22 protein-coding genes and 1 riboswitch are annotated in these 25,696 nt (G+C 45.8%); of the genes, 12 read left to right on the top strand and 10 right to left on the bottom strand.

Annotation, left to right across the window (positions count from 1 at the left end):
- Positions 1-42 precede the first annotated feature (42 nt).
- The 4 genes from BLW60_RS02130 to thiD form a co-directional block, all read right to left on the bottom strand.
- Positions 43-525: a GtrA family protein gene (locus tag BLW60_RS02130; RefSeq protein WP_072951621.1), complete on the bottom strand. Its 483-nt coding sequence runs from the start codon at positions 523-525 to the stop codon at positions 43-45.
- Positions 525-2,084: an NAD(P)/FAD-dependent oxidoreductase gene (locus BLW60_RS02125; protein WP_074714242.1), complete on the bottom strand. Its 1,560-nt coding sequence runs from the start codon at positions 2,082-2,084 to the stop codon at positions 525-527. The genes BLW60_RS02130 and BLW60_RS02125 overlap by 1 nt, the downstream gene beginning before the upstream one ends.
- Before the next feature lie 650 nt (positions 2,085-2,734).
- On the bottom strand, positions 2,735-4,048 hold the full coding sequence (gene thiC, locus BLW60_RS02120; RefSeq protein WP_074714241.1) for a phosphomethylpyrimidine synthase ThiC: 1,314 nt from the start codon (positions 4,046-4,048) through the stop codon (positions 2,735-2,737).
- Between the two features lie 35 nt (positions 4,049-4,083).
- Positions 4,084-4,887, bottom strand: coding sequence for a bifunctional hydroxymethylpyrimidine kinase/phosphomethylpyrimidine kinase (thiD, locus tag BLW60_RS02115; RefSeq protein WP_074714240.1), 804 nt, complete (start codon positions 4,885-4,887; stop codon positions 4,084-4,086).
- Positions 4,888-5,220: 333 nt separating this feature from the next.
- A riboswitch (TPP riboswitch) is annotated at positions 5,221-5,324 on the bottom strand.
- Between the two features lie 143 nt (positions 5,325-5,467).
- Here thiD and rbr point away from each other — a divergent pair.
- From rbr to BLW60_RS02095, 4 genes are read left to right on the top strand one after another with little or no spacing between them, the layout of a single operon-like run.
- Positions 5,468-6,805 (top strand): rubrerythrin, encoded by a 1,338-nt coding sequence (gene rbr, locus BLW60_RS17255; protein ID WP_074714239.1) that lies wholly within the window; start codon positions 5,468-5,470, stop codon positions 6,803-6,805.
- A gap of 30 nt (positions 6,806-6,835) precedes the next feature.
- Positions 6,836-7,588 (top strand): EFR1 family ferrodoxin, encoded by a 753-nt coding sequence (locus tag BLW60_RS02105; protein ID WP_074714238.1) that lies wholly within the window; start codon positions 6,836-6,838, stop codon positions 7,586-7,588.
- Between the two features lie 4 nt (positions 7,589-7,592).
- Entirely contained in the window at positions 7,593-8,030 is a 438-nt protein-coding gene (locus BLW60_RS02100) for a hypothetical protein (protein ID WP_074714237.1), read from the top strand.
- 16 nt (positions 8,031-8,046) lie between these two features.
- Entirely contained in the window at positions 8,047-8,826 is a 780-nt protein-coding gene (locus BLW60_RS02095; protein WP_074714236.1) for a TraX family protein, read from the top strand.
- A 245-nt stretch (positions 8,827-9,071) separates the two neighbouring features.
- Here BLW60_RS02095 and BLW60_RS02090 read toward each other — a convergent pair whose 3' ends face one another.
- Entirely contained in the window at positions 9,072-11,669 is a 2,598-nt protein-coding gene (locus tag BLW60_RS02090) for a discoidin domain-containing protein (RefSeq protein ID WP_074714235.1), read from the bottom strand.
- Between the two features lie 252 nt (positions 11,670-11,921).
- Here BLW60_RS02090 and BLW60_RS02085 point away from each other — a divergent pair, with 252 nt between their 5' ends.
- The 3 genes from BLW60_RS02085 to BLW60_RS02075 all read left to right on the top strand — a co-directional run bounded on the left by BLW60_RS02085 (position 11,922) and on the right by BLW60_RS02075 (position 16,041).
- Positions 11,922-12,626: an ABC transporter ATP-binding protein gene (locus BLW60_RS02085; protein WP_074714234.1), complete on the top strand. Its 705-nt coding sequence runs from the start codon at positions 11,922-11,924 to the stop codon at positions 12,624-12,626.
- A gap of 4 nt (positions 12,627-12,630) precedes the next feature.
- Positions 12,631-15,366 (top strand): FtsX-like permease family protein, encoded by a 2,736-nt coding sequence (locus BLW60_RS02080; protein ID WP_074714233.1) that lies wholly within the window; start codon positions 12,631-12,633, stop codon positions 15,364-15,366.
- Between the two features lie 216 nt (positions 15,367-15,582).
- A complete protein-coding gene (locus tag BLW60_RS02075) occupies positions 15,583-16,041 on the top strand; it encodes a leucine-rich repeat domain-containing protein (protein WP_074714232.1) in 459 nt (152 codons plus the stop codon).
- A 541-nt stretch (positions 16,042-16,582) separates the two neighbouring features.
- Here BLW60_RS02075 and nadE read toward each other — a convergent pair.
- The 5 genes from nadE to BLW60_RS02050 all read right to left on the bottom strand — a co-directional run bounded on the left by nadE (position 16,583) and on the right by BLW60_RS02050 (position 23,283).
- Positions 16,583-17,332 (bottom strand): NAD(+) synthase, encoded by a 750-nt coding sequence (gene nadE, locus BLW60_RS02070; RefSeq protein WP_074714231.1) that lies wholly within the window; start codon positions 17,330-17,332, stop codon positions 16,583-16,585.
- Between the two features lie 69 nt (positions 17,333-17,401).
- Complete coding sequence (thrH, locus tag BLW60_RS02065; RefSeq protein WP_074714230.1) at positions 17,402-18,007, bottom strand: bifunctional phosphoserine phosphatase/homoserine phosphotransferase ThrH; 606 nt, start codon at positions 18,005-18,007, stop codon at positions 17,402-17,404.
- A gap of 162 nt (positions 18,008-18,169) precedes the next feature.
- Positions 18,170-19,843, bottom strand: coding sequence for a hypothetical protein (locus tag BLW60_RS02060; RefSeq protein WP_074714229.1), 1,674 nt, complete (start codon positions 19,841-19,843; stop codon positions 18,170-18,172).
- 344 nt (positions 19,844-20,187) lie between these two features.
- The gene (locus BLW60_RS02055) at positions 20,188-21,660 is read right to left on the bottom strand and encodes a penicillin-binding transpeptidase domain-containing protein (RefSeq protein WP_074714228.1); all 1,473 of its coding nucleotides are present in this window, start codon (positions 21,658-21,660) and stop codon (positions 20,188-20,190) included.
- A gap of 168 nt (positions 21,661-21,828) precedes the next feature.
- Positions 21,829-23,283 carry a penicillin-binding transpeptidase domain-containing protein gene (locus tag BLW60_RS02050; protein WP_074714227.1) on the bottom strand — a complete coding sequence of 485 codons (1,455 nt, stop codon included), beginning with the start codon at positions 23,281-23,283 and terminating at the stop codon, positions 21,829-21,831.
- A gap of 189 nt (positions 23,284-23,472) precedes the next feature.
- Between BLW60_RS02050 and BLW60_RS02045 the strand changes: the two genes are divergently transcribed.
- The 5 genes from BLW60_RS02045 to BLW60_RS02025 all read left to right on the top strand — a co-directional run bounded on the left by BLW60_RS02045 (position 23,473) and on the right by BLW60_RS02025 (position 25,655).
- Entirely contained in the window at positions 23,473-23,949 is a 477-nt protein-coding gene (locus tag BLW60_RS02045) for a COG2426 family protein (RefSeq protein WP_074714226.1), read from the top strand.
- A 68-nt stretch (positions 23,950-24,017) separates the two neighbouring features.
- Positions 24,018-24,440 carry an NUDIX domain-containing protein gene (locus BLW60_RS02040; protein ID WP_074714225.1) on the top strand — a complete coding sequence of 141 codons (423 nt, stop codon included), beginning with the start codon at positions 24,018-24,020 and terminating at the stop codon, positions 24,438-24,440.
- 136 nt (positions 24,441-24,576) lie between these two features.
- The gene (locus tag BLW60_RS02035) at positions 24,577-24,834 is read left to right on the top strand and encodes a spore coat associated protein CotJA (RefSeq protein WP_139283351.1); all 258 of its coding nucleotides are present in this window, start codon (positions 24,577-24,579) and stop codon (positions 24,832-24,834) included.
- Entirely contained in the window at positions 24,831-25,079 is a 249-nt protein-coding gene (locus BLW60_RS02030; protein WP_074714224.1) for a spore coat protein CotJB, read from the top strand. Before BLW60_RS02035 ends, BLW60_RS02030 begins: the two co-directional genes overlap by 4 nt.
- A 3-nt stretch (positions 25,080-25,082) precedes the next feature.
- Positions 25,083-25,655, top strand: a complete 573-nt coding sequence (locus BLW60_RS02025; protein ID WP_074714223.1) for a manganese catalase family protein — start codon at positions 25,083-25,085, stop codon at positions 25,653-25,655.
- Positions 25,656-25,696: the final 41 nt, after the last annotated feature.

Genomic DNA, 25,696 nt, shown 5'->3' with positions numbered 1-25,696 from the left:
ACCTCACAATACGTGAACGGGCAGCATAAGCTGCCCGAACTGTTATTTATTATCTTTTTTGGTATAGAGCAGTATCTTTCTTGCGAAGAAATTCCAGAGGAACGAAACTGCTGTTGAAACTACCTTTGCTATGATCTGGAAGAGGCTCGTCTTATCGCCGATCCATACCTCGAAAAGCTTTGTGATGCCGATAGTGATGAGAAGTCCGACAACACCGATAGCTGCGAAGCTCAGAAACTCCACAAGCTTGTTCTCGACCTTTGAATTCTTGAATATCCATAAGGTGCTTATGAGATAGTTTACTGCAAGACCTGCGATGAACGAAAGGGAATTGGCTACCCAGCCGTATTCCTTCTGCTCGCCGAAAGCAAATCTGAACAGAATGTATGACAATGCAAAATCTACGACGAAAGCCAGTCCGCCGACGAAAAGATAGCGGAAAAACTGTATCAGAGTATTGTCCGTATCGCCGACAAACAGCTTTTTGAACTGCTTATCGCGGAATATCTGCTTTATCTCGTCCATTACTTCTGCTTCTCCTCGTGGTATTCCTTTTCTGTATTGACGTTCCAGATAGCAGTCTTGTCTGTGCTGCCGCTCTTGATAGCCTTTACAGCCTCGAATGAAGTAACCATAGAGTGGTCGATATTGTTGTATCTGTGCTGACCGTTACGTCCTACACAGTAGAGGTTCGGGATAGTATCGAGGTAGCTGATGAGCTTGTCCATTTCCTCGTATGTGTCGAAGTAAGCAGGATAAGCCTTCTTTACCTTTTCCATATGTGTGTCGATAACCTCGTCTGCGCTGTCGATAAGACCGAGCTTTACCATTTCCTTTACGCAGAAATCAGAGAACTGCTCTTCAGTCATGTTCCAGAATTTGTCGCCCTCTGTTACGAAGTATTCAAGACCTACCCATACAGTATGACCGAGGTCCTTTACCATGTAAGGTGACCAGTTGTTGTAGATCTGGAAACGTCCCATTTTTACACGTCTGTCCTGAACGTATACCCAGCAGTCCGGCACGATATTGCCCACTGTTTTCATATTAGTCTTGTTCTTGAGCTTGAGCTTCGGAACGAGAACACCGAGTGTCATATAGTCACGGTATGGGAGCCCTGCTGCGATACGTGCTGCATCTTCGGGAACATCGTTCATACCTGCAACAAGGTCCTTGACAGGCATAGATGAGATAACGCAGTCGCCTTCGAGAGTGATCTCCTGACCGTCCTTGACGTAAGTAACACCTGTAAGGATGTTGTTTGCGTCCTTGTGGAGCTTCTTAACTCCTGCTTCCATGATGATAGTACCGCCCAGCTTCTTTACCTCGTCGGCAGTAACTTCCCAGAGCTGTCCCGGACCGAGCTTAGGATACTTGAATTCCTCGATAAGTGAGGTATTTACCTTACGGTTCTTTACCTTGAAGAGCTTGCCGAAGAAGTCCTTGATGATGCCTACGATAGAAAGTCCCTTTGTACGCTGAGCACCCCATGAAGCGTCGATCTCGCTTGGATGTCTGCCCCAGAGGTTCTCGGTGTAATACTCAAAGAACATTGAGTAGAGCTCCTTACCGAAGCAGTTGATGTAGAAGTTTTCAAGGTTGTTCTCGGGACGCTTGTGTATAGCGGCTTTGAGATAGCTGAAACCGACTTTAAGAGTTGTGAAGAAGCCGAAGTTCTTGATAGTCTCAGGCTTGAGAGATACAGGATAATCATAGAATTTGTCATTGAAGAGGATACGTGAAACTCTGTGTCTCTTGAGCATTACGCGGTTTTCCTTCTGAGGATCGGGACCGCCTGCCTCAACGTTTACGTGTCTCTTGAGGTATTTATCGTCAGATGAAGGTGAACCCTGTACAGGGAGCATATTGCTCCACCATGCGTTTACCTCGGGTATCTTTGAGAAGAAACGGTGACCACCCATGTCCATGCGGTTGCCCTTGTAATTTACGGTTTTGGAGATACCTCCGATAGCGTTTGTTTCCTCGAGGACAGTAACTTCGTACTCTCCCGAACCGTCTTTAAGAAGCTCATATGCGGCTGTAAGACCTGCAGGTCCCGCACCGATGATTATAACTTTTTTCATGCCTGTATTTCCTTTCTGCGGAGACTGATACTCCGAAATATACTACATAATTTAGACGCAAAAGTTTGCAGAAACTCTCACTGAAAGCGGCTTTTTCCCTTATTAATGCTTTAGTCAGCTGAAAAAGCCGATACTATAAATTACATTATACCACATCTGAAAATAATAATCAAGTAAAAACTTCGATTTTTATGCTCCATAGCTATTAGCAGTGCATATCCAACAAAAACGAACAGCGCATTTTGTTCTTAGTGCATAGTGGTTAGTGTAGGGGAGCCCGCCCTCGGGCTCCCGAGCCATTAGCCGTTAGCCTGTAGGGGCTGGCGTCCCCGACAGCCCGAGCCTTATGCAATAAATACAATGAGCGCACTGTAGGGACGCGCATTGCGCGTCAGCCAATTACGCATAAACTCCAAATGACACACTGTAGGGGCTGATGCCTACATCAGCCCGACGAAATCTAACGAGACCCGAACAGGGCGATGTGGGCATCGCCCCCTACACATGGCTATTCATCATTCGGGGATTATTTACGGGCGAGGGTCACTCGCCCCTACAATCTACTCCGCCCCTACAGGCTAACGGATAAGGGCACATGGCTAAAAAATACCGAGCCTGTTATTTCAGACTCGGTTTTTGACATATAAGACTTATTTTTCGGTGCAGAACTCTACCTTTTCGCCGTTGAGTATCATATTTGTAGTTCTTACAGCGCACATCTTTCCGCACATTGAGCAGGTGTGTCTGTCAGCAGGAGGAGTGCTCTCGAAGTATGCGCGAGCCTTTTCGCCGTCAACAGCTATCTCGAACATCTTGTCCCAGTCAACTTCGTGACGAGCCTCAGCCATAGCGTTATCGCGGTCTGTGGCATGAGGGATACCCTTTGCGATATCAGCAGCATGAGCAGCTATAAGGCTTGCGATGATGCCTTCCTTAACATCGTTCGTATCAGGAAGTCTCAGGTGCTCGGCAGGAGTTACATAGCAGAGGAAGTCAGCTCCGCTTGCAGCAGCGATAGCACCGCCGATAGCAGAAGTGATGTGGTCATATCCCGGGAAGATATCAGTTACGAGAGGTCCCAGTACGTAGAAAGGAGCATTGTGGCAGATACGCTTCTGTATCTTCATATTTGCAGCTATCTCGTTCATTGCCATATGTCCCGGACCTTCTACCATTACCTGAACGTCCTTAGCCCAGGCTCTTTCTGTGAGTGCGCCAAGCTCGATAAGCTCTGAAATCTGACCTGCGTCTGTAGCGTCGTCTATACAGCCCGGACGGAGCGCGTCACCGAGAGAGATAGTGCAGTCATACTCGCGGAGTATATCGAGGACCTCGTCATAGTGCTCGTAGAATGGGTTTTCGTTGCCTGTCATCATCATCCATGCAAAGAGAAGTGAGCCGCCGCGTGAAACGATGTTCATTTTACGCTTGTCTCTGCGGAAAGCTTCAACTGCACGGCGATTGATGCCTGCGTGTATAGTCATGAAGTCTACGCCCTCTTCTGCGTGAGCGCGGACAACTCTGAGAAAGTCCTCGGCAGTGATTTCCAGAAGGTCTTTTTCAAGATAGCCGATAGCATCGTACATCGGAACAGTACCTATCATAGCAGGTGATTTTTCGATAAGAGCCTTGCGGAAGGTGTTTGTCTTGCCGTAGTTTGAAAGGTCCATGATAGCCTCTGCGCCGAATTTGAGAGCCATATCCACCTTTTCCATTTCGATGTCATAGTTCTTTGCATCGCCTGAGATGCCGAGGTTAACGTTTATCTTTGTACGCATTTTTGTACCGATACCCTCGGGAGATATGGACTTGTGGTTTACGTTGCATGGGATACAAACCTCGCCCTTTGCAACGAGAGCGCGGAGCTCCTCAGCGTCTATATATTCCTTCTTAGCGACTATTTCCATTTCGGGAGTGATCATGCCATTTTTAGCCGCTTCCATCTGTGTGTGGTAATTCTTCATTTTTATTTCCTCCGATAAATTATTTTTGATTTGGATCAAGCTTCCTTTGCAAATTCACCCGTAAGAGCGAAAGCGTGGTTCATAGGACCGCTGCCCTTTCCGAGATCGAGCATTGCAGCCAGTGCGCCCGAGATGTAGTCCTTTGCGCGTTCCACTGACTTTTCGAGAGTGAAGCCCTTTGCAAGATTTGAAGCGATAGCACTTGAAAGTGTACAGCCCGTACCGTGAGTGTTGGGATTGTCGATACGCTTTCCCTTGAACCATGCGGTGCTGCCATTGTCCCAGAGCAGGTCGTTTGCGTCGTTGAGACTGTGACCGCCCTTGCACAGCACTGCGCAGCCGTACTTCTCGCCTATGACTTTTGCAGCCTTTACCATGTCCTCCTGTGAGGATATCTTCATATCCGCAAGTATCTCCGCTTCGGGGATATTTGGAGTAACGACTGATGCAATGGGGAGAAGCTCACTTTTCAGAGTCTCTACAGCTTCGTCAGCTATGAGCTTTGAACCGCTTGTTGCGACCATAACAGGATCCACAACTATGTTCTCAGCCTTGTATCCGCGGAGCTTTTCAGCTATGGTGCGGATAAGTTTGTCGGAGGATACCATGCCTGTCTTTACTGCATCGGGACGAATGTCCGTAAATACAGCGTCAAGCTGCATGGCTAAAAATTCAGGCGATACCTCCATAATACCTGTTACGCCGGTCGTGTTCTGCGCGGTGAGAGCAGTTATTGCGCTCATGGCAAAAACACCATTCATGGTCATGGTCTTCATGTCCGCCTGAATGCCGGCGCCTCCGCAGGAATCGCTTCCTGCGATAGTTAATGCTGTTTTCATTTGCATTTCTCCTTTGCAGTAATTTCGGACTTTACGTCCCAGCATTAATTTTGTATAGCGAGACAAGGTGGTGCCCCCGATGTCACGCTGCAAAGCGAAGCTTTGCAAGTTGAGAGTTAAGAGTTGAGAGTTGTGAATGTAGGGGCTGGCGTCCTCGACAGCCCGCAAGTGAGTAGAGAGTAGATTGTAGGGAACGACCATTGGTCGCCCGTCAATTCCGATGATACTCCCCGTGTCGAGAAGCAATTGCCCTTTTGATGATACACGGACGACTTAGGGAGCGCAGGCTCTGCGCTCACGCTGCAAAAAAGGTGTGCCTGCACAGAGACACACCTACATCACATAAGTATTTCCCTACGTTGGCATTATCCAAATCAGGTAAGGTCGGAGTTAACAACTCCCTCTCAGCCTGTTCACAAGCTCCCTTTTACAAATATTATACCACATTGACTGAAAAAGTCAAGAAGGCAAAATATTAACAAAATATACTTGATTATCGTTAAAGTCTTTGGTAAAATTAGTATAAGATATGAAATACATATCACTTTATCAATATACGAAACAATTGGAGGTATCTGTCATGGACAAGAAAGCAATGTATAAAATAAGCTACGGACTTTTCGTCGTTACCGCAAACAGCAGCGGCAGGGATAACGGCTGTATCACAAATACTTTGACGCAGGTGACTTCGTCTCCCAACAGAGTGAGCCTGACAGTGGCAAAAACTAATTTTACTCACGATATGATACTTGAAACAGGCAAATTCACCGCTTCTGTCATCAGTACAGATGCTGATTTCGGACTCTTCAAGCACTTCGGCTTTCAGTCCGGACGAGATGTGGATAAATTCGCGGGCTTTTCCGACTGCAAACGCGCAGAAAACGGCACATTGATAGTAACGAAGGGCACTAATGCATTCTTGTCATGTTCCGTATGGCACAGCATAGACTTAGGTACACATACCATGTTCATTGCAGATGTTACGGATATGGAAGTGCTCAGCGATGCTCCTTCCGCTACATATGAATACTACCAGAGCAATATCAAGCCAAAGCCCGAAGCTGTTGGAACTACTTCCGATGGTCAGACTATCTGGAGATGTGTTATCTGCGGATATGAATATGTGGGCGAGGAGCTTCCCGACGACTTTGTCTGTCCTGTATGCAAGCACGGAAAGGCAGATTTTGAAAAGTTGACAGGAGCACCTAAAAATGACGCAGTACCCGTAGGAAAGAACGAAAGCGGCGAGACTGTATGGAGATGTACCGTATGCGGCTATGAGTATATCGGCGATGAAGTACCTGCTGACTTTGAATGTCCTATCTGCGGCGTGGGTGCAGACCAGTTCGAGCTGATAAGCTCCGCACCTGCCAAGAGCAGCGGAAATAAGTACGCAGGCACAAAGACCGAGAAAAATCTCCTCGAAGCCTTTGCAGGAGAGTCTCAGGCAAGAAACAAGTACACCTACTTTGCTTCTGTTGCAAAGAAGAACGGCTATGAGCAGATAGCTGCACTGTTCCTGCAAACTGCCGAGAACGAAAAGGAACACGCTAAGCTCTGGTTCAAGGCTCTGGGCGGCATAGGTACTACCGTGGAGAACCTCAATCAGGCTGCTGACGGCGAGAACCACGAGTGGACGGATATGTATGAGAGAATGGCAAGTGAAGCAGACGAAGAGGGCTTCCACGACCTTGCCGAGCAGTTCCGCGGCGTAGGAGCTATCGAAAAGCATCATGAGGAGAGATACCGTGCGCTGCTCCATAACATCGAGGCTATGGAAGTATTCAAAAAGAGCGGCGTAACTATGTGGGAGTGCAGGAACTGCGGACATATCGTAGTAGGCACGGAAGCTCCCGAGGTATGTCCTGTATGCTTCCACCCGCAGAGCTATTTCGAGGTAAGAAAAGAAAACTACTGATAATATCTGACATAAAAGGGGAATGAGGGTATGATCGTTTATTTTTCAGCTACAGGCAACAGTAAATATGCCGCAGAGCGTATCGCTGACGCACTTGGCGACAGGGCGGTATCAATCGAAGAAAAATGCTATGATATAACCCTGAAAGAGGACGAGTGCTTAGGCATAGTAACTCCTACTCACTGGTGGGCACTGCCCATACCTGTAAGGGCTTTCCTGAGAAATTTGAAGCTTCACAGAAGAGGCAGCCATTATATCTTCGTGGCTTCCACCTATGGTACTACTCCCGGGTGCAGCGCGGAGGAAACTCGCCATATACTGAGAGAAAAGGGCATAAGGCTAAGTGCTGCCTACAACATCAAAATGCCCGATAACTGGACTGTTACCTTTGACCTTTCCGATCCCGAAAAGGTTGCAAAGCAGAATGAAAAGGCTGAGGTCAATATCGACAGGACTATCGCCATGATACTCCACAAAAAGAAAGGCAATTTCACACGGCTGAGGACTCCTTATGCTATATATCCCTTAACGGACAGAGTGTTCGCAAAGGTGAGAAGTACGAAAAATCTTACCGTTGACGATAACTGCAACGGCTGCGGTCTGTGTGCGAAGAAATGTCCCGTAAACGCTATAAAAATGCGTGACGGCAAGCCTGTGTGGGTAAGAGACAGATGCGCACTTTGCTTCCGCTGTCTGCACCATTGTCCTCAGTTTGCCATACAGTTCCGGAAAGGTGCGACTAAAAAGCACGGGCAGTATACAAATCCGAATGTAAAGGTATGATCAAATGCATAAAAAACAAACGATATCCATTTTCTTTGCGGCAGTTCTGACTGTATTTTCGGCAGGCTGCGGCAAAAATGGACACGATGAAAAAGCAGAACCAAGCTGTAAAATGGCGGTATATTCCCACTACAGCGGCTGGGGAGAGGACGGACATTCCCTCGGTGAGGGCGAGTTCGATGAAACGTTTACAATAACCTCGGGAGATATATTCTACGAGACCAAAGACGGTCACTGGGTAAGGGAGCAGCGTGACAAAAATCCCTATGATGTCATTGCTGAAATAAAGTCCGTAAGTACTGACGGTATAGTATGGGCTTATAACGGAAATGAGTGCAGCACGAGATTTGACAGGTGTTCGGTAGTTTTTTCAAGGTATACGGTATATGACGGTATAAATTACGATTACAAGGTAACATTCTCGGACTATTCGGAAAAATAAATAAAGGAATTATTATATGACAGAAAATACAAAACCCAAATACAAAATATTCAACCGTGACATGATGAAATGCCTTGCTATTTTCATCATGTTCTGGGGACATCTTATCGGCTGGGCAGTGCAGTATAAGTACGGTGATGTCAAAGCATACTATACTCTCCCTATGTGGGAGTACATAGTTATATACACTTCGCTGTTCTGTCCGCCTGTTATGTTCTTTTTTATCGCAGACGGCTACAAGTACACTCACGACAGGAAAAAGTACGCGAAAAGGCTTCTGATATTCGCCTGTATAACTCAGCCCTTTGACTTGCTGTGCTGCCAAAAGTTCAGTGGCTGGTGGCATACCAATGTTATATTTACATTGTTTTTCGGACTCCTTGCTATTATGGCTTGGGAGAGCAGATACAAGCTCTGGCAGAGGATATTGCTGGTGATACTCTGTGACGGTATGACATTGCTTATACGGTCCGACTGGATGGCTTTCGGAGTTCTGTTCATACTGTTCCTGCACATCTTCCGCGAGAAGCCAAAGGCAAGGTGCATAGCTTATATGATACTTATGTGCCTGCATTTCCTGCCTAATCTGTTCAGTCTCGGCAAGGTGCCAACTGACAGGCTTATCATTCAGATAGCAGTAATGATGCTCATGTTCATTCTGGCTTATCTGTGTATGACTGTATTCTATAACGGCAGAAAGGGCAAGCACCCCACGCTGGCGAAGTGGTTCTTCTACGGCTTTTATCCCCTCCATTACCTGATAATATGGATAGTAGCTGTAGCTATAAGCAGCTAAATCATAATATTGCGAAGCAAAAATATGATTTATAATTCGGAATTAGGAATTCGGAATTAGGAATTATAGGTGTTTGCCATTCGGCAAACATGATCAAAATAATTCTTTAATTCGTAGGCGTAAGCCGACACATTTTATTCCGCATTCCGCATTCTGAATTCCGAATTGATTTTATCTTAGCAGGTAATAATACAATGCTCAGAAGTAAAATAAAAAAGGCACTCAATCGAGTGCCTTTTTTATGCTTATTGACTTATGAGGAGCTTGCGGAGCAAAACAAGGTCGAATACATCTACTGTATAATCGTGGTTCATGTCTGCATTGTCCGCGGTTATTTCCTTTTCAGCGCCGAGAAGGAATTTTTGCAGCATTACAAGGTCGGCAACATTTACAGATGCGTCGTTGTTCACATCGCCTTTGACCACGGTGCTGGTCAGTCCGTAAACTGCTATCTCAGCCACGTTGCACAGGTACACATCGTCATTATTGAGTGGACTTGTGGGTGCGCCTGTTGGTACTTCGTAACGGATATATCTTGCGGAAAGATTTTCAAATTCGTCGGTATAATTCATCTTGAAGGTGGGCTTATTTTCAATTGTATAGACCTTTTTCCAGTTGATACCGTCAGTGGATACGCTGAAAAAGCCGCCTATCATTCGAGCTTCGTAGCCGCTTCTCGGACAGTATGCGATAGTGCCGATATTGCAGACCTTTCCAAGGTCGAGCTGTACATAGCCGCCTTCAAGTCCGTCAAAGTAAGTATTCATATTGCCGTCGTAAGCCTTTTCAAATGTTACGGAAGCAGTGTCCTTCCATGAGCCGCTTCCCGTACCCGAAACAGGTTCAAGCTTATCGTACTTCGGACGTGTGGAGCTTTGTCCGTGAGGAACTCCGAACAGAGCTATCTCGGCGATATTTGCGCAGTACGCGCTGTCCTTGTTGTACTCGTTCTTGGGTGCTCCCGCGGGGACTTCATAGCGTATATAACGGGCTGTGGTATCGCCTGAAAGTGCTGTTACGTAGTGCATACCCGATGAGGGCTTGTCCTTTACAACGTATATCTCCGACCAGTTAGTACCGTCCTGAGATGCAAGGAACCTGCCGTCTGTCATACGGTACTCATAGCCGCCTCTCGGAGCATAACCCAGAGCTGTAATGTCATAGAGCTCGCCTAAATCTGCCTGCACCCAGCCGTTGCTGACACCGTCGAAGTAAGTGGCTGTACTGCCGTCAAATGCCTTTGCATAGCTTGTTGAGGAGTCGCTGTTCCATGAGTCCGAGCCGCTGAGCATGGACGAAGATATCGCTATCTGATCGGTAAGAGCCGCACCGCCTTTGACTCCCTCGATGATGTAAGTAGTTACTGACTGCTTTGCGAGGGTAACTTCAAGAGCATTGCCCTTGAGGTCGATAGTATTAAGCGACTTCCATGACTCGGAATTGCTTGTACGTATGGGCTGAGCCTTAGTGCCGACTGTATCGAAGCCCGAAAGGTCGAAAACTATCTGCTTGTCCGATGAACCGTCATTTGTGGCAACTATGACAAGCTTGTTGTTCTCCTTGTCAAAGGCTGTGACGCAGTTGTTGCTGGATTTCAGCATTGTCATGCCGGGACGGATATAGCGTGAGAACTGTCCCATAGAGTAGTATTTTTTTGTAAGGATAATATTGTTGTTGTCATGGTCTGCAACGGCAAGTCCCCAGTAGCCGCCCTGAGTATTGACCATGCCTTTGTCCTTGTTGCCGTTCATACCCACTGATGAGATGTGGTTGTCGATGACCTGCCAGAGTATCCATGCCGAGGAATTCAGCTCGTTGAGGTCAAGGGTTATGCGGTCTGCCAGCCAAAGTCCTGCACCCATTTCGCCTGCATTTGTTCCTGCTGTGGAACCGCCGTCCACCTCGCTCATCCACAGGTTTCTGCCTGCCTTTATGGCAGTCTCTTTAAGCTCTGCACGTTTGCTTCCGCCGTAGGTGTGGGTGTCGATACGTCCGATAAGTGCTCTTGTTGCTGCGGACATATTGTTCCACGAGCTTATTGCAGTATCAATGACGGACTCATCGTTCGCACTTATTATGATATCGTTGAGCCCGCGCTTTTTCAGGGACTTTGAAAGCTCCTGATAAATAGTGTCCATAGACTTGCCCTGATCGAAGTGGCAGCCCTCCTGCTTGTTGCTGTATGCGCCCCAGTAGTTGGTGTACGGTTCATTCATGGGCGTTATGCTCTGTACGTGTATGCCCCATTCATTTTCGTAGTGGGCAGTTACCTCAGCGAGGTACTCCGCAAAATCCGTGTACTTATCATCGCGGAGATTGTTCTTAGCCGAGTCCTTTGCACCTGAGCTGCATCCGCTGTTGGTCATATAATATGGCGGAGAGTTGGAGAACATCTCCACTATCATGTCGTCGCCTGCGGCTTTGATACATCTTTGCAGCACATTGCGCTGATTGGAGTCGGCTGTCCAGTCGTAGGTCACATTGCCGTTATTGTACTTCGTATAGCCGGGCATATTGGAGTCTGTTCGCGTTATGTGAGTATGGGAGGGATCATCGCCGCCGCCTATGTTGAAACGTGCGATGTTGAGTCCAAGTCCGTCGGGACTGAAAAATGTATCTGCTGCCTTCTGTGCCAGAGTATCGGAGTAGCCGACTCTGTTTGCCCACCAGCAGAGAGAAGTGCCCCAGCCTTCGAATTTTCCTCCGTTTATGTCATAGACATCATATGGTGAAACTGTTACTACAGTTGCCGCAGCCACCTCTGCCGCAGGCATGACAGTTATCATTGATGATAAAACAGCTGCTGCGGCTGTTGCAGAAAAGATCCGTTTGAATAGCTTCATAAGGCTTTACCCCTTTCTAAATTTATTGTATATATATTATACACAATAATCTGCGGATTGTAAACAGATATTTTTATGAATATGGTGAAAATATGATGTAAATTGATTTAACAAAGCTTCGGCACTTTATTAGCTTTACATGAGCGTTGATATGTGATATAATTAATTAAGCCTCAATGACCGTATATAGGCGGTCATTGCCTTACGCGGCTCTGAGAGGCTTACTATTTCAGTGAAAAAGAAAGGTCAAATATGAGTTCTTACGTTGAGTTTAAAAATGTCAGAAAGACTTATAAGACAGGCGAGTTAGAGATAAACGCTCTCAGCGACGTAAATTTTGAGATAAACAAAGGGGAGTTCTGCGTAATAGTCGGTGCATCTGGCGCAGGAAAGACTACTATACTCAATATCCTCGGCGGCATGGACACACTTACTTCGGGAAGCGTATTCCTTGACGGTACGGAGATATCCGCGCTGAACAAAAGGAAGCTGACTGCTTACAGACGCTATGATGTGGGATTTGTTTTCCAGTTCTACAACCTTGTGCAGAACCTTACTGCTCTTGAAAATGTGGAGCTTGCTGCCCAGATATGCCGCGATCCTCTTGACGCAGGAAAAGTACTTGAACAGGTTGGACTTGCCGAGCGCAAGGCTAATTTCCCTGCACAGCTTTCGGGCGGTGAGCAGCAGAGAGTGGCTATTGCCCGTGCTCTTGCGAAAAATCCCAAGCTCCTGCTGTGTGATGAGCCTACGGGAGCTCTCGACTACGAAACTGGAAAGGCTGTACTGAAGCTATTACAGGACACCTGCCGCAAAAACGGCATGACTGTTGTGGTCATAACCCATAATCAGGCACTTACTCCAATGGCTGACCGTATCATAAAGGTCAAGAACGGAACGGTGTCAAGTGTTCGTATGAACGAGAATATTGTTGATATCGAAGATATAGAGTGGTGACGCTATGGGTTCGGCAGTAAGAAAGACAACTCTCCGCGAAATACGGGGAACCTTCGGAAGATTTTTTGCAATCATGGCTATTATCGCTCTCGGAGTAGGCTTCTTTACGGGAGTAAGGATAACAACTCCTGCAATGGTGGATACAGTCAACAGATTTCTCGAAGAGAAGCAGCTCTACGATTATCGCCTTATCTCTTCACTTGGCTGGCAGGAAGAGGATATCGCGGACTTTAAGAGCCGTCCCGATGTGAGAGCGGCTGAGGGCTCATACACTCTTGATATACTTACAGCAGGTACAAACGAATATGTTTTCAGAGCACATTCCATCACGGAGAATATAAACGGCATAAGACTTACAGAGGGCAGAATGCCTCAGGCTCCCGATGAATGTATTATTGACAGGAACAAGGACAGATTTCCTGTTGGAACAACTTTCACTCTTTCCGATGAAAACTCCGACAGCGTGAAAAACGCGCTTAAAAGCAGTACATTTACTGTTGTTGGAATTGCTGAGTCGTCAATGTACATCAATTTTGAAAGAGGTACGACATCGGTGGGAAACGGCGAGATAAACTCGTTCATCTACCTGCCGAAAGAAGCCTTTGACCTTGAAGTGTATACCGAAGCCTATATCCGCTTCGATCAGGACTATACCATATATTCCGATGAGTACGACAGCTTCATGGACGGCAGGGACAAGCAGTGGGAGAGCATAGCGCAGTCCCGTGCAGACCTGCGGTATGATGATATATACTCCGAAGCAGAAAGCAAGCTCAATGACGGAAAAAACGAGCTTGAAAGCAAGCGTACGGAAGGACGCGAAAAGCTGGACTCCGCAAAAGCTGACCTTGACAATGCTAAATCTCAGCTCGATGAACAGCTTGCACAGCTTGAACAGATAAAAGATGTTATGCCCGAGCAGTACGCTTCGGGTATGGAGCAGTATAACAGCGGTCTTGCTGAATACGAAAGCGGACTTGCGGACTATGAAAGCTCTCTTGCAGACTATGAGAAGCAGATATCCGACGCTGAGGCTGATATAAAAAATGGTGAAAACGACCTTGCCAAGCTGAAAAAGCCCGAGATATATGTCCTTGACAGAAATACCAATATCGGTTACGCCTGCTTCGAGAACGACTCCGAGATAGTGGCGCAGGTGGCAAGGATATTCCCTGTGTTCTTCATTCTTGTGGCAGCTCTGGTGTGCATGACTACAATGAGCCGAATGGTAGAGGAGCAGCGTACTCAGATAGGCGTATTCAAGGCTTTGGGCTACTCTGAGGGCACTATAATGGGCAAGTTCATGTTCTATTCGGGACTTGCAGCCCTCATTGGCTGTGTACTGGGCTACGGAGCAGGAACATATCTCTTCCCGAAAATAATCTGGACGACTTACGAGCTTATGTACCTTAAACTGCCCATGCATTACCTCTTTGACCAAAAGCTCGCTCTTATCGCGCTGGCAGTATCGCTGATATGTTCAGTCGGCACAACATGGTTCAGCTGCCGAATGGAGCTTTCTGAAACTGCCGCAGGGCTCATGCGCCCTAAAGCTCCGAAAGCAGGAAAGCGCGTATTTCTTGAGTATATCGGCTTTATCTGGAAGCGTATGAAGTTCCTGCATAAAGTCTCCATACGAAACATTTTCAGATACAAAAAGCGTTTCTTTATGATGATACTGGGTATCGGCGGCTGTACAGCCCTGCTGGTGACAGGCTTCGGAATCAAGGACTCCATTGCAGGCTTTGCGGAAATGCAGTATGGTGACATACAGGTGGCGGACGGTTCGGCATCTCTCAGGAATGTTGGCGATGATATCCCCGAAGAACTGAAAAATGTCCTTGCAGAAAACACCTCCGACTACACTATGCTGTATACGGGAACATGGGACCTGCTCTACGGGAAAAAGGTAAAGAGCGTTACAGTCAACGCCGCCGAAAGCTTTGAGGATATGGACAGATACTTCATATTCAAAGGCATGGACGGAAGTACTCTTGCACCGCCTGCTGAGGGTGAGGCTGTAGTAAGTCACAGTATCGCGGAGCGTTACGGCTTCAAGGTGGGCGATACCATGAAGCTGCGCGATGAAAATATGCGCGAGCTCGAAGTAAAGGTAAGCGGAGTCTTTGAAAATCACGTTTACAATCTTGTGTTCATGGGCAAAGATACTATGGAACAGCAGCTTGGTGAAAAGCTCCCCGTAAACTATTCATTGTTTAACTTCAAAAGCGGTGCGGACGCTTCAAAAACTTCCGCGTCACTTTCAAAAAGCAGCAATATAACCGCTGTTATGGTGTTTGATACCCTTAAAGAAAGACTGAGCAAGATGATGAGCAGCCTTGACTATATAGTTCTTGTTGTTATTATCTGTGCGGCAGGTCTGGCGTTTATCGTACTCTACAATCTCACGAACATCAACATCACCGAGCGTGTCCGCGAGATAGCTACCATAAAGGTGCTGGGCTTTTTCAGGCGCGAGACTTCGTCATATGTGCTCCGTGAGAATATCGCCCTTACCGCTATCGGTACGGCAATAGGACTTGTCCTTGGCATATTCGTTCATCGCTTCGTTATGGCGCAGATAAGAGTTGATATGGTGGATTTCAGCGTGAGGATACTGCCGAAAAGCTTTATATACAGCATAATTCTTACATTTCTTTTCACCTTTATCGTTGACCTGTTTATGGAACTTAAATTGGAAAAGATCAATATGGCAGAGTCACTTAAATCTATAGAATAAATTAAGCTAAACCATGTTCAACAGTCGCTTAAACCAATAGTTGAAATATACTCTCCCCGCAAAGAGGGGAGAGTTTTTTTGTACAACTCTAACGAATTACAGTAAATCGAAATGACAGTATATTGACATTTTATCGTTTTTGTGCTATAATAATTATGAACTAAAAGAGTTCAGGGGATTATGGATCGCTGTTAGATTCAATTAAGGAGAAATTTAATGAATTACAAGATCAGAAGAGGCGTACTTAAAAGGTACAAGGACGAAAAAGGCGTTACTGAGATCTTCATTCCCGATAATGTAGGGATAATCGACGAAGGGGCGTTCTGCGACTGCACAAATCTTGTCAGAATTCTCGTTCCCGATACTGTTCATGTCATTTCAGATACAGCTTTCAGCGGCTGTAAAAACCTCAGAAGTATTGAAATACCTGAGAGTACCATGCATCTCGGGTGGTATGCGTTCAGGGGCTGCCGTAATCTCAGTGACCTGACTATCCATTCATCTCTGGAAGAGATAGGTAAGTTCGCTTTTGCAGGCTGTGAGAACCTTTACTATGTAAATGTAGTACATGAGGATAAGGTCTACAGATTTGGACTCAAAGGTGAGCTCGATAATGAAAGGTGGCAGAAGATTCGCCATAAGGTTATCAGTCTCAACAAAACACTTGCTTCATAAAATGACTTCTACAATCACCCCCGTCCGTAATAATGGGCGGGGTGTTTTTTTGCAGCGTGACGCTGCACCCTTGCCACGTTGTCGCTTGCAAGCTCGGCGCGGAGCCCGCGCTGGCTAACTACGTTGACGCTTGCAAGCTCGCTTACTTTTAACAGAGTCCTTACTTGTACATCGCTTACAGCACTATTTATATGTGGGGTGTTGTAATGAAGCAAGTGTTATTTAGCTGTTAGACAATATCACATTATCACTTGGACAATGCTGAAACAATCTGCTTTAGCGATTTTAAATCGGTATAGTGATATGCTGATATTCTTTTTTGCTGTATCAGATGCTTTTTCGGAGTATGCTCGTAATTTGCGGACTGCCGCAGGCAGCCCCTACGTTTCGTTCGTGTTATTTGCAACGTAAGGCTCGGACGATCAATGGTCGTCCCTACAATCTACTTTCTACTTTCTAATCACTACTCACTACTTACTAATAGAAAAAAAGCCATAGTATCCCAAAAGTGGAAATACTATGGCTTATATTTGTATATGGCTTATGGCTTGAACTCAAATTTCGGCATGAGCTGTAGCTTATGGAGATTTGCTTTGTGAAGTCTGTCTATCTTCTCCTTTATTGCAGGCTCTGAACTGAGGTCATCAAGTCCGCGGATATATCTGTCCAGCATAGCGTATGTGAAGCCGAGGTTTTCCTCGTCTGTCTTTCCGCAAAGACCGTCAATAGGCACTTTGTGAACCAGCTCATTGGGAAGTCCGAGATACTCTCCTACCTGTAAGACCTCTGTTACAGTAAGGTCGGAAAGGGGAGAGAAATCTCCTGCGGCATCGCCGAATTTAGTCGAATAGCCTACCCAGTCCTCAGACATATTGCAGGTATTTACAACTCTGCCGTTATGACAAGCTGCGATGGCATAGAGAGTAGTCATTCTGATACGTGCAGGAGTATTTACGATAGCCTGATTTGAAGGCTCAAGGTGCTTTTTCAGTTCGCCCATGAATGTGCTTACAGTATCACCGATATTGATAGTGTAGCTCTTTATACCGAGAGTGTCTACCAGCAGACGGCTGTATGCGATATCAGCCTGTTCGCCCTGAGGCATGAGGACTCCGATAACCCTGTCCTTGCCGAGAGCCTTTGCACAGACAGCAGCTGCAACAGAGCTGTCCTTACCGCCTGATATACCGATAACGGCATTGGTCTGGGGAGTAGCTGTCTTTTCAAACAGGTCGCGTACCCACTGTACTACTTCATTGGTAACTTTTTCTGCATTAAAGCTGTAGCTCATTTTAATACCTCCAGTTTAACATTCTAAAGACTTGGTTTTATGGGGCGGAAAGTACCGCCCTTGTGTGTATCAGTCAGCCATTACCTTCTTGATAGCATCAAGAAGCTCGTCATATGTCTCAAAAGCAGGAAACTCAGGGTGGTCCTTCTTTATCTGCTCAGTGCTTCTGAACAAGAAGCCTGCCTTGCTTGCCTCTATCATGCCGAGGTCGTTGTAGCTGTCGCCGCTTGCGATAGTGTCATAGCCTATGGACTGAAGAGCCTTTACTGTTGTGAGCTTTGATTTCTCACAGCGCATCTTGAAGCCTGTTATCTCGCCGTTGTCTGCTACTTCAAGGCTGTTGCAGAAAATAGTAGGCCAGCCCAGCTTCTTCATAAGAGGTGCAGCAAACTGTGTGAAAGTATCGCTGATGATTATTACCTGACCAAGCTCGCGGAGAGAGTCGAGGAACTCCCTTGCACCCGGCATTGGGTCTATTTTAGCGATAGTGTCCTGAATTTCCTTGAGTCCGAGACCGTGCTCCTTGAGAACGCCGATACGCCATTTCATAAGCTTATCGTAATCGGGCTCGTCACGGGTAGTCTTTTTCAGTTCGGGGATACCGCTTGCTTCTGCAAAAGCTATCCATATCTCTGGAACGAGAACTCCTTCAAGGTCAAGACAAGTTATATACATAATGAATTCCTCCGTTGAATTAAGATATTACTTTCTTATTATACTACGTTTCGGACCTTTTGTAAAGAAAAAAACGAGCTTTTTTTACATAGCTGCAATAAGTTACCCCTCAGAGCAAGCTCCGAGGGGGAGAAACGGATCATAGCCGTTAGCCATTAGCCGTTAGCCGAATGTGAAGTAATGTTCTTCTACGAAGTCTTTAAGCATACTGCTGCCGCCTGTAGCGATGTCTGTGTAATAGGATAATACTAAAGATGCGTCAACTGCATCGACTTTGTCGTTTCCGTCAACGTCCATTTTCTTTATCTCGTCTGCGGTGAGCGAATAGTCGTTTGATGTCTGGAGTTTTGCATAAGCCGAGAGGATATTTGAAGCATCAACGGCATCAATACTACAGTCGCCGTTGGTATCGCCTCGGCTAATTATATACGGTCTTGCATCAAAGCCCACTTCCTCGGAATATCTTGCGATATCGTAGCCTGTAAATCCCGGGAGAGTATCATTTACAAATAATATGAGCTGTACATTGTTTTTTACAGGCAGTTTTGTGGTTGTAGTATAGAATATGCCGCCGCTGAAAATATCGATAGGTGTGCCCCATGAAAAACGGCTGTCTGTATTCAGCTTTTTTACTATCGGAGATATCTCCTTCTTGTCGGAAAGTCCGTATATGATAAGATAGTCTGTATCTTTGTTTTTGCCGCTGTTAAGTACAGCGTCGATCTTTACATCATCGCCCAGGAGCGGCTTGCCTTCACTGTCTGTGGTAAAGAATTCGATAATGCTGTTTTTGTCGGTAAGTTCTGTCTGAGGTTCGAGAGTAAAGTCGTTGAACATTGTGATCTGCTCGATGTTTTCGGACTTCTGAGCCTTTGCGTACTGCTCATCGGTAAGCTTGCATACTATCGTAGCAGTATAATTTGAGCAGAATACTTCTGTACCCTCAATTCCAAGCTCCTTTACTATCTTTGCAGAAGCTTCCTTATATGCTTCTTTGAGGAGTCCAAGCCTTATTTCCTGAGAATAATCAGCAACCTTCTTTTCGACCTCTGTACCGCCTAAGCCCTGTTCGTACAGCGAATAGGTGTAATCGTGTACCTTTTCGGCAACGGTTTCGTCAATCTCTTTTGTGTCTATATCCTTGTAGAATATCCAGTATGACTTGCTCTGGGTTTTATCATTCTCAGATGCAGAAGCTTCAGCATCATTTTTCTTTGACAGCGGTACAACGAGCTTTCCGTCATTGAATGCGAACTGATACTTATCGCCTGTCTTGCTGCTGCCGAGATCAACACCTAAGGTCGAGGCGTAAAAATTGTAACCGTAATAATACTCTTGTCCGTCTGCGTCGTTAAGATGAATGCTCCAGTGTCCCGAACCGTCATACATTGCGCTGGTTACTGTCAGTTCCTTTGAGTCCATGAGGTCAGCGCAGTTTCCGACCTTGTTCAGAACTGCCGAGTCATCGAGCTTATAGTAGCTTGCCATTGCATAGACAGGATTATCAGGCGCAGAATAAACCAGTGTCTTTTTTTCGTTACCGTCAGATACGAGTACATCTCCGTATGAAAGATCGGCAGGCGCATTTTCCCATACTACCTTGTCGCCTGTATATTCAGTGTTTGATTTAGGATATACGTATTTTAGCTGTGTGTACTTATTTTCATAAGTACCTACAACTACATAGAATTTTTCAGCGTCAAACTTGTTGTCCGATGTCGATGATGCCGAAGCAGCGGCTTTTTCCTCCGCAACAGCATATGCAGGAGCAAATGACAATGATGTCAGACTTAAAGTCAGCGCAGAGATAAACGATAATAATCTACGTTTTTTCATAGTAAGACCTCCTCTTAAAAATGACAGGCAGATAAACTGCACATTTCAGCCTTTCACTTATTAGACGTTTGAAAATATCAGTGCTCTCACTATTTAAAGAAATAATTATCTTTTAACGGGGGGGTATGAACTTTTAACAATAGAAATCTCCATGTATATGACCGTGACACTCATATAGAGTTTTAGACAATTGTAGGGAACTCCTCCCTCGGCGTTCCGCTGTAGGGGCTTGCGTCATCGACAGCCCAATAAATTCAGCATAAAAGTAAGGGACGCCTTGCAAGAGAAGGCGTCCCTATAGTTAGACGTTGAGTGACTCCCTGTTGTATAGGGAGACTTAATTATCAGTAAGCAAGCACGGTGTCGATTATGCCCTGATAAAGGTAGCCTGTCTGGCTGGCAAAATCAAATCCGAAAGCCGCAGGGTTTTGCAGCTGCATAACGATTATGTATGAACCGCTTGTCTTGTATTCATCATAGTTTGAATAAGTGATCTTTTCGCCTGTGCGGTCGTAGATATTTTTCAGACAGCCTGTGATGTAGAGGTAATCTCCCGCACCTGTTTCGGCAGTGCCTGTTTTGGCGTAAAATTCATAGTTCTCGGGGACATAAAGTCCGAGATTGCCTGCAACTCCGCGCATACCCTCAAGGAGATTGCCGCGGCAGTTCTCAGGGATACTTCCGATGACTTCGTAAGGAGTGCTTCCCTTGACCGTCTGGGTGTACGGATCGTTGGTATCCACTGCCTGCTGCATGATGAATGGCTTTACCATATCGCCGAATACAGCTTCTCTGCCGAGAGCTGCAAGGTATATGGGGCAGGTTTGGACATAAGCCTGTCCGAACGCGCTTCTGCGCAGGTCGTCGAGGCAGTATATCTCGATATTGTTCTCGATCGGTCCGAAATCGCACTGTATGGGATCGCAGAAATGGAATATATCATTAAGGTCTGCAAGCACCTTTTCTGCGCCGAGTGTATCGAATGCCTTTGCGAAGAATATATTGCTTGAATTTACGAATGCAGATGTCAGAGTTCTCTCGGGAACAGGATAATAGCCTGTATCGTGATCCCAGTTTACAATAGTAGCACCGCTGTCTACCCATGTGCCGTCATCGTAAAGAGTGGTTATGCCGTTCTTGTCGGCGATGACTTCTGACATTATCTTGAAGCATGAGCCGGGTGAAGCGTTCTGGAAAGCCTTGTTTGCAATAGTACCGCCCATAAGGCAGTCGCCGTATGACGGATCTGAGAAGAAGAGCTCGGGATCATAGTTGGGATATGAAACCTCAGCCAGCAGCGAGCCGTCTGTCCTCATTACTACTATCGAGCCTGCCATGCCCATATTTGCCATATATGTCGAAAGTGCGTTCTGCACATTTGCGTCTACAGTAAGGCGGATAGACTGTCCTACGTTAGCTTTCCCGTCAACGGGCGTGGGATTATTTGTACGCAGAATGTCGCCGAAAACATCGTCTAAGCCTGCCGATGCCGCACTTATTAGATTGCTGAATGAATAACCGCAGCCTTCGCCGTAAAAACGCTGATCTTGGTTTTCGTCGGCGTATGTGCCGTATGTTATGAGATTATAGTTAGTGTCGTAAATATTTCCTCTGTATACCAGTGTTGTTGTAGTTGTGGTCGTTGTTGTTTCCTCTGTTGTCGTAGCGGCTTGTGCCCCGATGTTTTCCTGCTGTGAGCTTGGATCAGAGTCGCGGTTGATCGTAACTTTTCCTACTTCCGCTGAACAGGACGGAAACGACAGTACCGCAGCCGCTGTAGCCAGCAGTGGGATAAGCCATCTTCCCCTGAAAATCATTATGATTACCGTCCTTGTAAATATTAGCTTTTTCCACTTTAAATCAGTGGGAAATCTCTCTTTTTTTATTATACATTTTTTTTCTCTTTTCGTCAATACGTTTTAAAAAAGAATATAAAAAAATTCCCTTCTGCATTTGCAAAAGGGAAGATGTTACAATGATCGTATTTAATTTCCTGCAACTATGTTAAGGATACCGCTGTAAAGTCCTGCGGACTGAGACGCGAATTCAAAGCCGTGAGCCTGCGGATTTTGTACTTCCATTACAAGGATATATGAACCTGTTTCGCCGTAGTTGTCATAGTTGTCGTAGTTCTCCGAGCCTGTGCCGTTGTTGTTCTTTGCACAGCCTGTAATATAGAGGTAATCGCCTCTCCAGCCCTCAGCTGTACCTGTCTTTGCGTAGAAGCTGTAGTTACCGTTTGCGTATACGCCTACATCAGAGGCAACACCACTCATACCGTTGAGAAGATTGTCACGACATTCAACAGGGATAGAAGCGATAACGTCATATGGCTTTGAGCCGTCGCCTGTCTTTGTTCTGCCGTCAGCAGGATCAACAGTTGCTTTCAGTACGAAAGGTGTTACCATATCGCCGAATACGGCTTCTCTGCCGAGGGCGGCAAGGAAGATAGGGCAGGTGAGCACCTTTGACTGACCGAATGCACTTCTGCGCAGGTCGTCGATATCCTCTATCTCGATATTGTTGCTCAGGTCGCCGAAATCGCAGTGTATATCGTATGCATCATCTTTGCCAAAGTGGAAAATTGTCTGAAGATCGCTGAGAACAGCTTCTTCACCGATAGTATCGAAAGCTTTTGCAAAGAAGATATTGCTGGAATTTATAAATGCTGAGCTGAGAGAACGCTCCATAGGGTAGCTTGCCTTGTTTGTCTCGTGATCCCAGTTTACGATAGGGTGGTCGTTGCCGAAATCCCATGTGCCGTCATCGTGTAAGGAGTATACTCCATGCTTGTCGGCGATGACCTCTGACATTATCTTGAAGCACGAACCCGGCTCATAGTTGGAGAATGCCTTGTTGCCGTTTTCGCCCCATGCAAGCTCCTCATCGTACTTCTGATCTTCAATGGTACGGGGATCATATGACGGGTAGTTCACCTGCGCCATAATTGAGCCGTCTGTACGGAGAACTACTGCTGCGCCGACTATATTGTTGTTTTCCATGTAGCTGTATATCTGATTCTGGATATCGCCGTCAAGGGTGAGCTGTATGGACTTGCCCATATTGCCGTCGGCAGGAGTTGTAAGTATATCCTCAAAGGCTGCATCATATCCGTCGGACATGGTAGTAAGGATATTTGCAAAGGATACTGCATAAGCATCGGCGTAGATACGGCGTTTGCCGTCCTCAGCCGTAGAAGCAAGGAGATTGCCCTTGCAGTCGTAGATATTTCCCTTTACGGCAGCAGCTCCAGGTGTTGACTCTGTAGACTTTTCAGCAGATGTGGTGGTTTCAGCGGAAGAAGCTTCTGTAGCCGCGGTGGTCTCGGCAGTTGTTGTGTCGCTTATATTTGCCTGTCCTACGGAAGAAGATGAACAGGAAGCAAATGAAAAGGACATTGCTATTGAAGCAGCAAGTGCTGCCATATTTCTTTTTTTCATTATATCAATCCTTATTGTATTATGAGCCGTCATTTTTTTACAGCTTACGGCTTTACAATTACCTATTATATCTTAAAGTGCAGAGATAGTCAACAGCTTTGAAAAAATCTTTGGAAAATACTTGACTATTTCCGAAATATATGAGATAATATAAGCTGTATGTGATTATTAGAGAAAGTGAGTTCTGATATGAAAAAGTTTATTTTTACATTTCTGTTATCCATGGTGCCTATTCTGGAGCTGAGAGGCGGTATCCCTCTGGGCGTTGGTATGGGAGTAAAGTGGTATCATGCAGTTATCATCTGTATGATAGGAAATATGATCCCTGTGCCGTTTATTTATCTCTTTGCAAGAAAAATACTTGAATGGGGCAAGGACAAGCCTGGTATCGGCAAGTTTTTTACATGGTGTCTTGAAAAGGGACACAGCGGCGGCGAAAAGCTCAATGAAAAAGCAGGAAAGGGTATATTCTGGGCACTGCTTCTCTTTGTTGGTATCCCACTTCCGGGTACAGGTGCATGGACAGGTACTCTTGCAGCAAGCTTCCTCGAAGTTGATTTCAAAAAGACAATACTTGCTGTAACTCTCGGAGTTATACTTGCAGCTATTATAATTACAATTGCAACAATTCTTGGTTTCGGTGCATTTGCAGCAGTCAAGGGTTAAAAATTATGCCGCGGCATTTTGATGAACGTCACAATGCTGCGGTTTTTGTATTGTAAAGAGGTGATAATATGCATAAAGTTTTCGGTGTAAAGGAAGATGCTGAGTACTATGACAGGGAGGGAGCGTATATCATTCCTGTCTGCGGTAATAAAGTCGGAGTTGTGAAAACTCCCAAAGGCTGGTTCTTACTTGGCGGCGGTCTGGAAAAGGACGAGTCACATATTCAGTGTATCGAAAGGGAATGTATGGAAGAAGCTGGATATACTGTATCTGTTGGGAGAAAGATTTGTTCGGCTGAGACCTACTGTTTCCACGAGACTATAGGCTTTTTTCACCCGATACAGACTTATTATGTCGGCAAGCTTATTTCAAAAGTATGCGAGCCTGTTGAGAGCGATCATGTGTTTGAGTGGGTAGAATACGAAAAAATAAAGGGGAAAATGTACTTTGAGATGCAGAGCTGGGCATTGGACAAAGCCTTTGAAAAGTAATGCGGAATATGTGAAAAAGCCTGAAAGCTGAAAATGCTTTCGGGCTTTTTTGTAACACTGCTGTCGCATATCTCATATTATGAAATGTGCGGAGGACCTTCGCACGGTTCTCCGCAGCGGAAAGGAGGACTAAACTATGAAACTCGATCTTTTTGATGATATGGAAGGCATGATACTCCGTGAGCGTGAAGCTTCTATGAGTTCTGTGAATATGAGAGCTGATACCAATGGCAACGGCGGTATATCACGCTTTCCGAGAAATACTCCTCTTGCTATGGCATATGTTCCATTTCAGCAGTGGGGAGAGACCTATGATGATGACAAGGCTCTGAGCAGGGGAACTATGTTTCCTGACCTTGACCTGCCTTTTTCGGGAGGTGGCGACAAAATATGAATGAACGTAGAATACTTCTTAATAAGATAAAAAAATACGATTTTACACTTAAAGAGCTGAATCTCTATCTCGATACCCACCCCAACTGTCAGCGTGCTCTTGCAATGTTCAGTAAGTATAAGGAGCTTCGTCAGAACGCTATTGATGAGTACAACAGACGCTTCGGACCTTTAACTCCCGAACAGAACAACGATATGCAGCATTGGTCGTGGATAGATGATCCGTGGCCGTGGGAAAGGAGATAAACTATGTGGCAGTATGAGAAGAAACTTCAATATCCCGTAAATATTAAAACTCCCAATGCAAAGCTCGCTAAGATAATTATATCGCAGCTTGGCGGTCCTGACGGTGAGCTTAGTGCATCGCTTAGATATCTTAACCAGAGATACGCCATGCCCTATGGTGAGATCAAGGGATTGCTGACTGATGTGGGCACTGAGGAGCTGGCGCATTTTGAAATGATATCGGCTATTCTTTATCAGCTTACAAAGGATCTTTCTATGGAGGAGATTAAGGCAAGCGGTTTTGACACTTATTTCGTGGATCATACTACGGGAATATACCCTGTTGCAGCTTCGGGAACTCCGTTTACGGCAGCGTATTTCCAGTCAAAAGGCGATGTGATAACCGATCTTAGTGAGAACATGGCAGCTGAACAGAAAGCTCGCACCACATACGACAATATTCTTCGTCTTGCAGATGATCCTGATGTTCGTGACCCTATCCGCTTTTTGCGTGAGCGCGAGATAGTTCATTACCAGCGGTTTGGTGAACCGCTTCGTTCATGCTGCAATAATTTGATACAGCAAAAATCCCCTTAAACGGCAGGCTTTGCGAGTTTAAGGGGATATATTATTGCTGC

The organism is Ruminococcus flavefaciens, assembly GCF_900108555.1.
GTDB lineage: Bacteria > Bacillota > Clostridia > Oscillospirales > Ruminococcaceae > Ruminococcus > Ruminococcus flavefaciens_P.
The sequence above is the reverse complement of the archived record's forward strand: the minus strand, read 5'-3'. Positions and strand labels throughout refer to the sequence as shown.

Bases quoted from the DNA above. Each gene is read 5' to 3' on its own strand.
- BLW60_RS02085 (WP_074714234.1), top strand. From the start codon at position 11,922: ATGAGTTCTTACGTTGAGTTTAAAAATGTCAGAAAGACTTATAAGACA.
- BLW60_RS02035 (WP_139283351.1), top strand. From the start codon at position 24,577: ATGAAACTCGATCTTTTTGATGATATGGAAGGCATGATACTCCGTGAG.
- rbr (WP_074714239.1), top strand. From the start codon at position 5,468: ATGGACAAGAAAGCAATGTATAAAATAAGCTACGGACTTTTCGTCGTT.
- thrH (WP_074714230.1), bottom strand. From the start codon at position 18,007: ATGTATATAACTTGTCTTGACCTTGAAGGAGTTCTCGTTCCAGAGATA.
- BLW60_RS02030 (WP_074714224.1), top strand. From the start codon at position 24,831: ATGAATGAACGTAGAATACTTCTTAATAAGATAAAAAAATACGATTTT.
- BLW60_RS02100 (WP_074714237.1), top strand. From the start codon at position 7,593: ATGCATAAAAAACAAACGATATCCATTTTCTTTGCGGCAGTTCTGACT.
- BLW60_RS02025 (WP_074714223.1), top strand. From the start codon at position 25,083: ATGTGGCAGTATGAGAAGAAACTTCAATATCCCGTAAATATTAAAACT.
- BLW60_RS02040 (WP_074714225.1), top strand. From the start codon at position 24,018: ATGCATAAAGTTTTCGGTGTAAAGGAAGATGCTGAGTACTATGACAGG.
- BLW60_RS02105 (WP_074714238.1), top strand. From the start codon at position 6,836: ATGATCGTTTATTTTTCAGCTACAGGCAACAGTAAATATGCCGCAGAG.
- BLW60_RS02080 (WP_074714233.1), top strand. From the start codon at position 12,631: ATGGGTTCGGCAGTAAGAAAGACAACTCTCCGCGAAATACGGGGAACC.
- BLW60_RS02075 (WP_074714232.1), top strand. From the start codon at position 15,583: ATGAATTACAAGATCAGAAGAGGCGTACTTAAAAGGTACAAGGACGAA.
- BLW60_RS02130 (WP_072951621.1), bottom strand. From the start codon at position 525: ATGGACGAGATAAAGCAGATATTCCGCGATAAGCAGTTCAAAAAGCTG.
- BLW60_RS02050 (WP_074714227.1), bottom strand. From the start codon at position 23,283: ATGAAAAAAAGAAATATGGCAGCACTTGCTGCTTCAATAGCAATGTCC.
- BLW60_RS02090 (WP_074714235.1), bottom strand. From the start codon at position 11,669: ATGAAGCTATTCAAACGGATCTTTTCTGCAACAGCCGCAGCAGCTGTT.
- BLW60_RS02055 (WP_074714228.1), bottom strand. From the start codon at position 21,660: ATGATTTTCAGGGGAAGATGGCTTATCCCACTGCTGGCTACAGCGGCT.
- BLW60_RS02060 (WP_074714229.1), bottom strand. From the start codon at position 19,843: ATGAAAAAACGTAGATTATTATCGTTTATCTCTGCGCTGACTTTAAGT.
- thiD (WP_074714240.1), bottom strand. From the start codon at position 4,887: ATGAAAACAGCATTAACTATCGCAGGAAGCGATTCCTGCGGAGGCGCC.
- nadE (WP_074714231.1), bottom strand. From the start codon at position 17,332: ATGAGCTACAGCTTTAATGCAGAAAAAGTTACCAATGAAGTAGTACAG.
- BLW60_RS02125 (WP_074714242.1), bottom strand. From the start codon at position 2,084: ATGAAAAAAGTTATAATCATCGGTGCGGGACCTGCAGGTCTTACAGCC.
- BLW60_RS02045 (WP_074714226.1), top strand. From the start codon at position 23,473: ATGAAAAAGTTTATTTTTACATTTCTGTTATCCATGGTGCCTATTCTG.
- BLW60_RS02095 (WP_074714236.1), top strand. From the start codon at position 8,047: ATGACAGAAAATACAAAACCCAAATACAAAATATTCAACCGTGACATG.
- thiC (WP_074714241.1), bottom strand. From the start codon at position 4,048: ATGAAGAATTACCACACACAGATGGAAGCGGCTAAAAATGGCATGATC.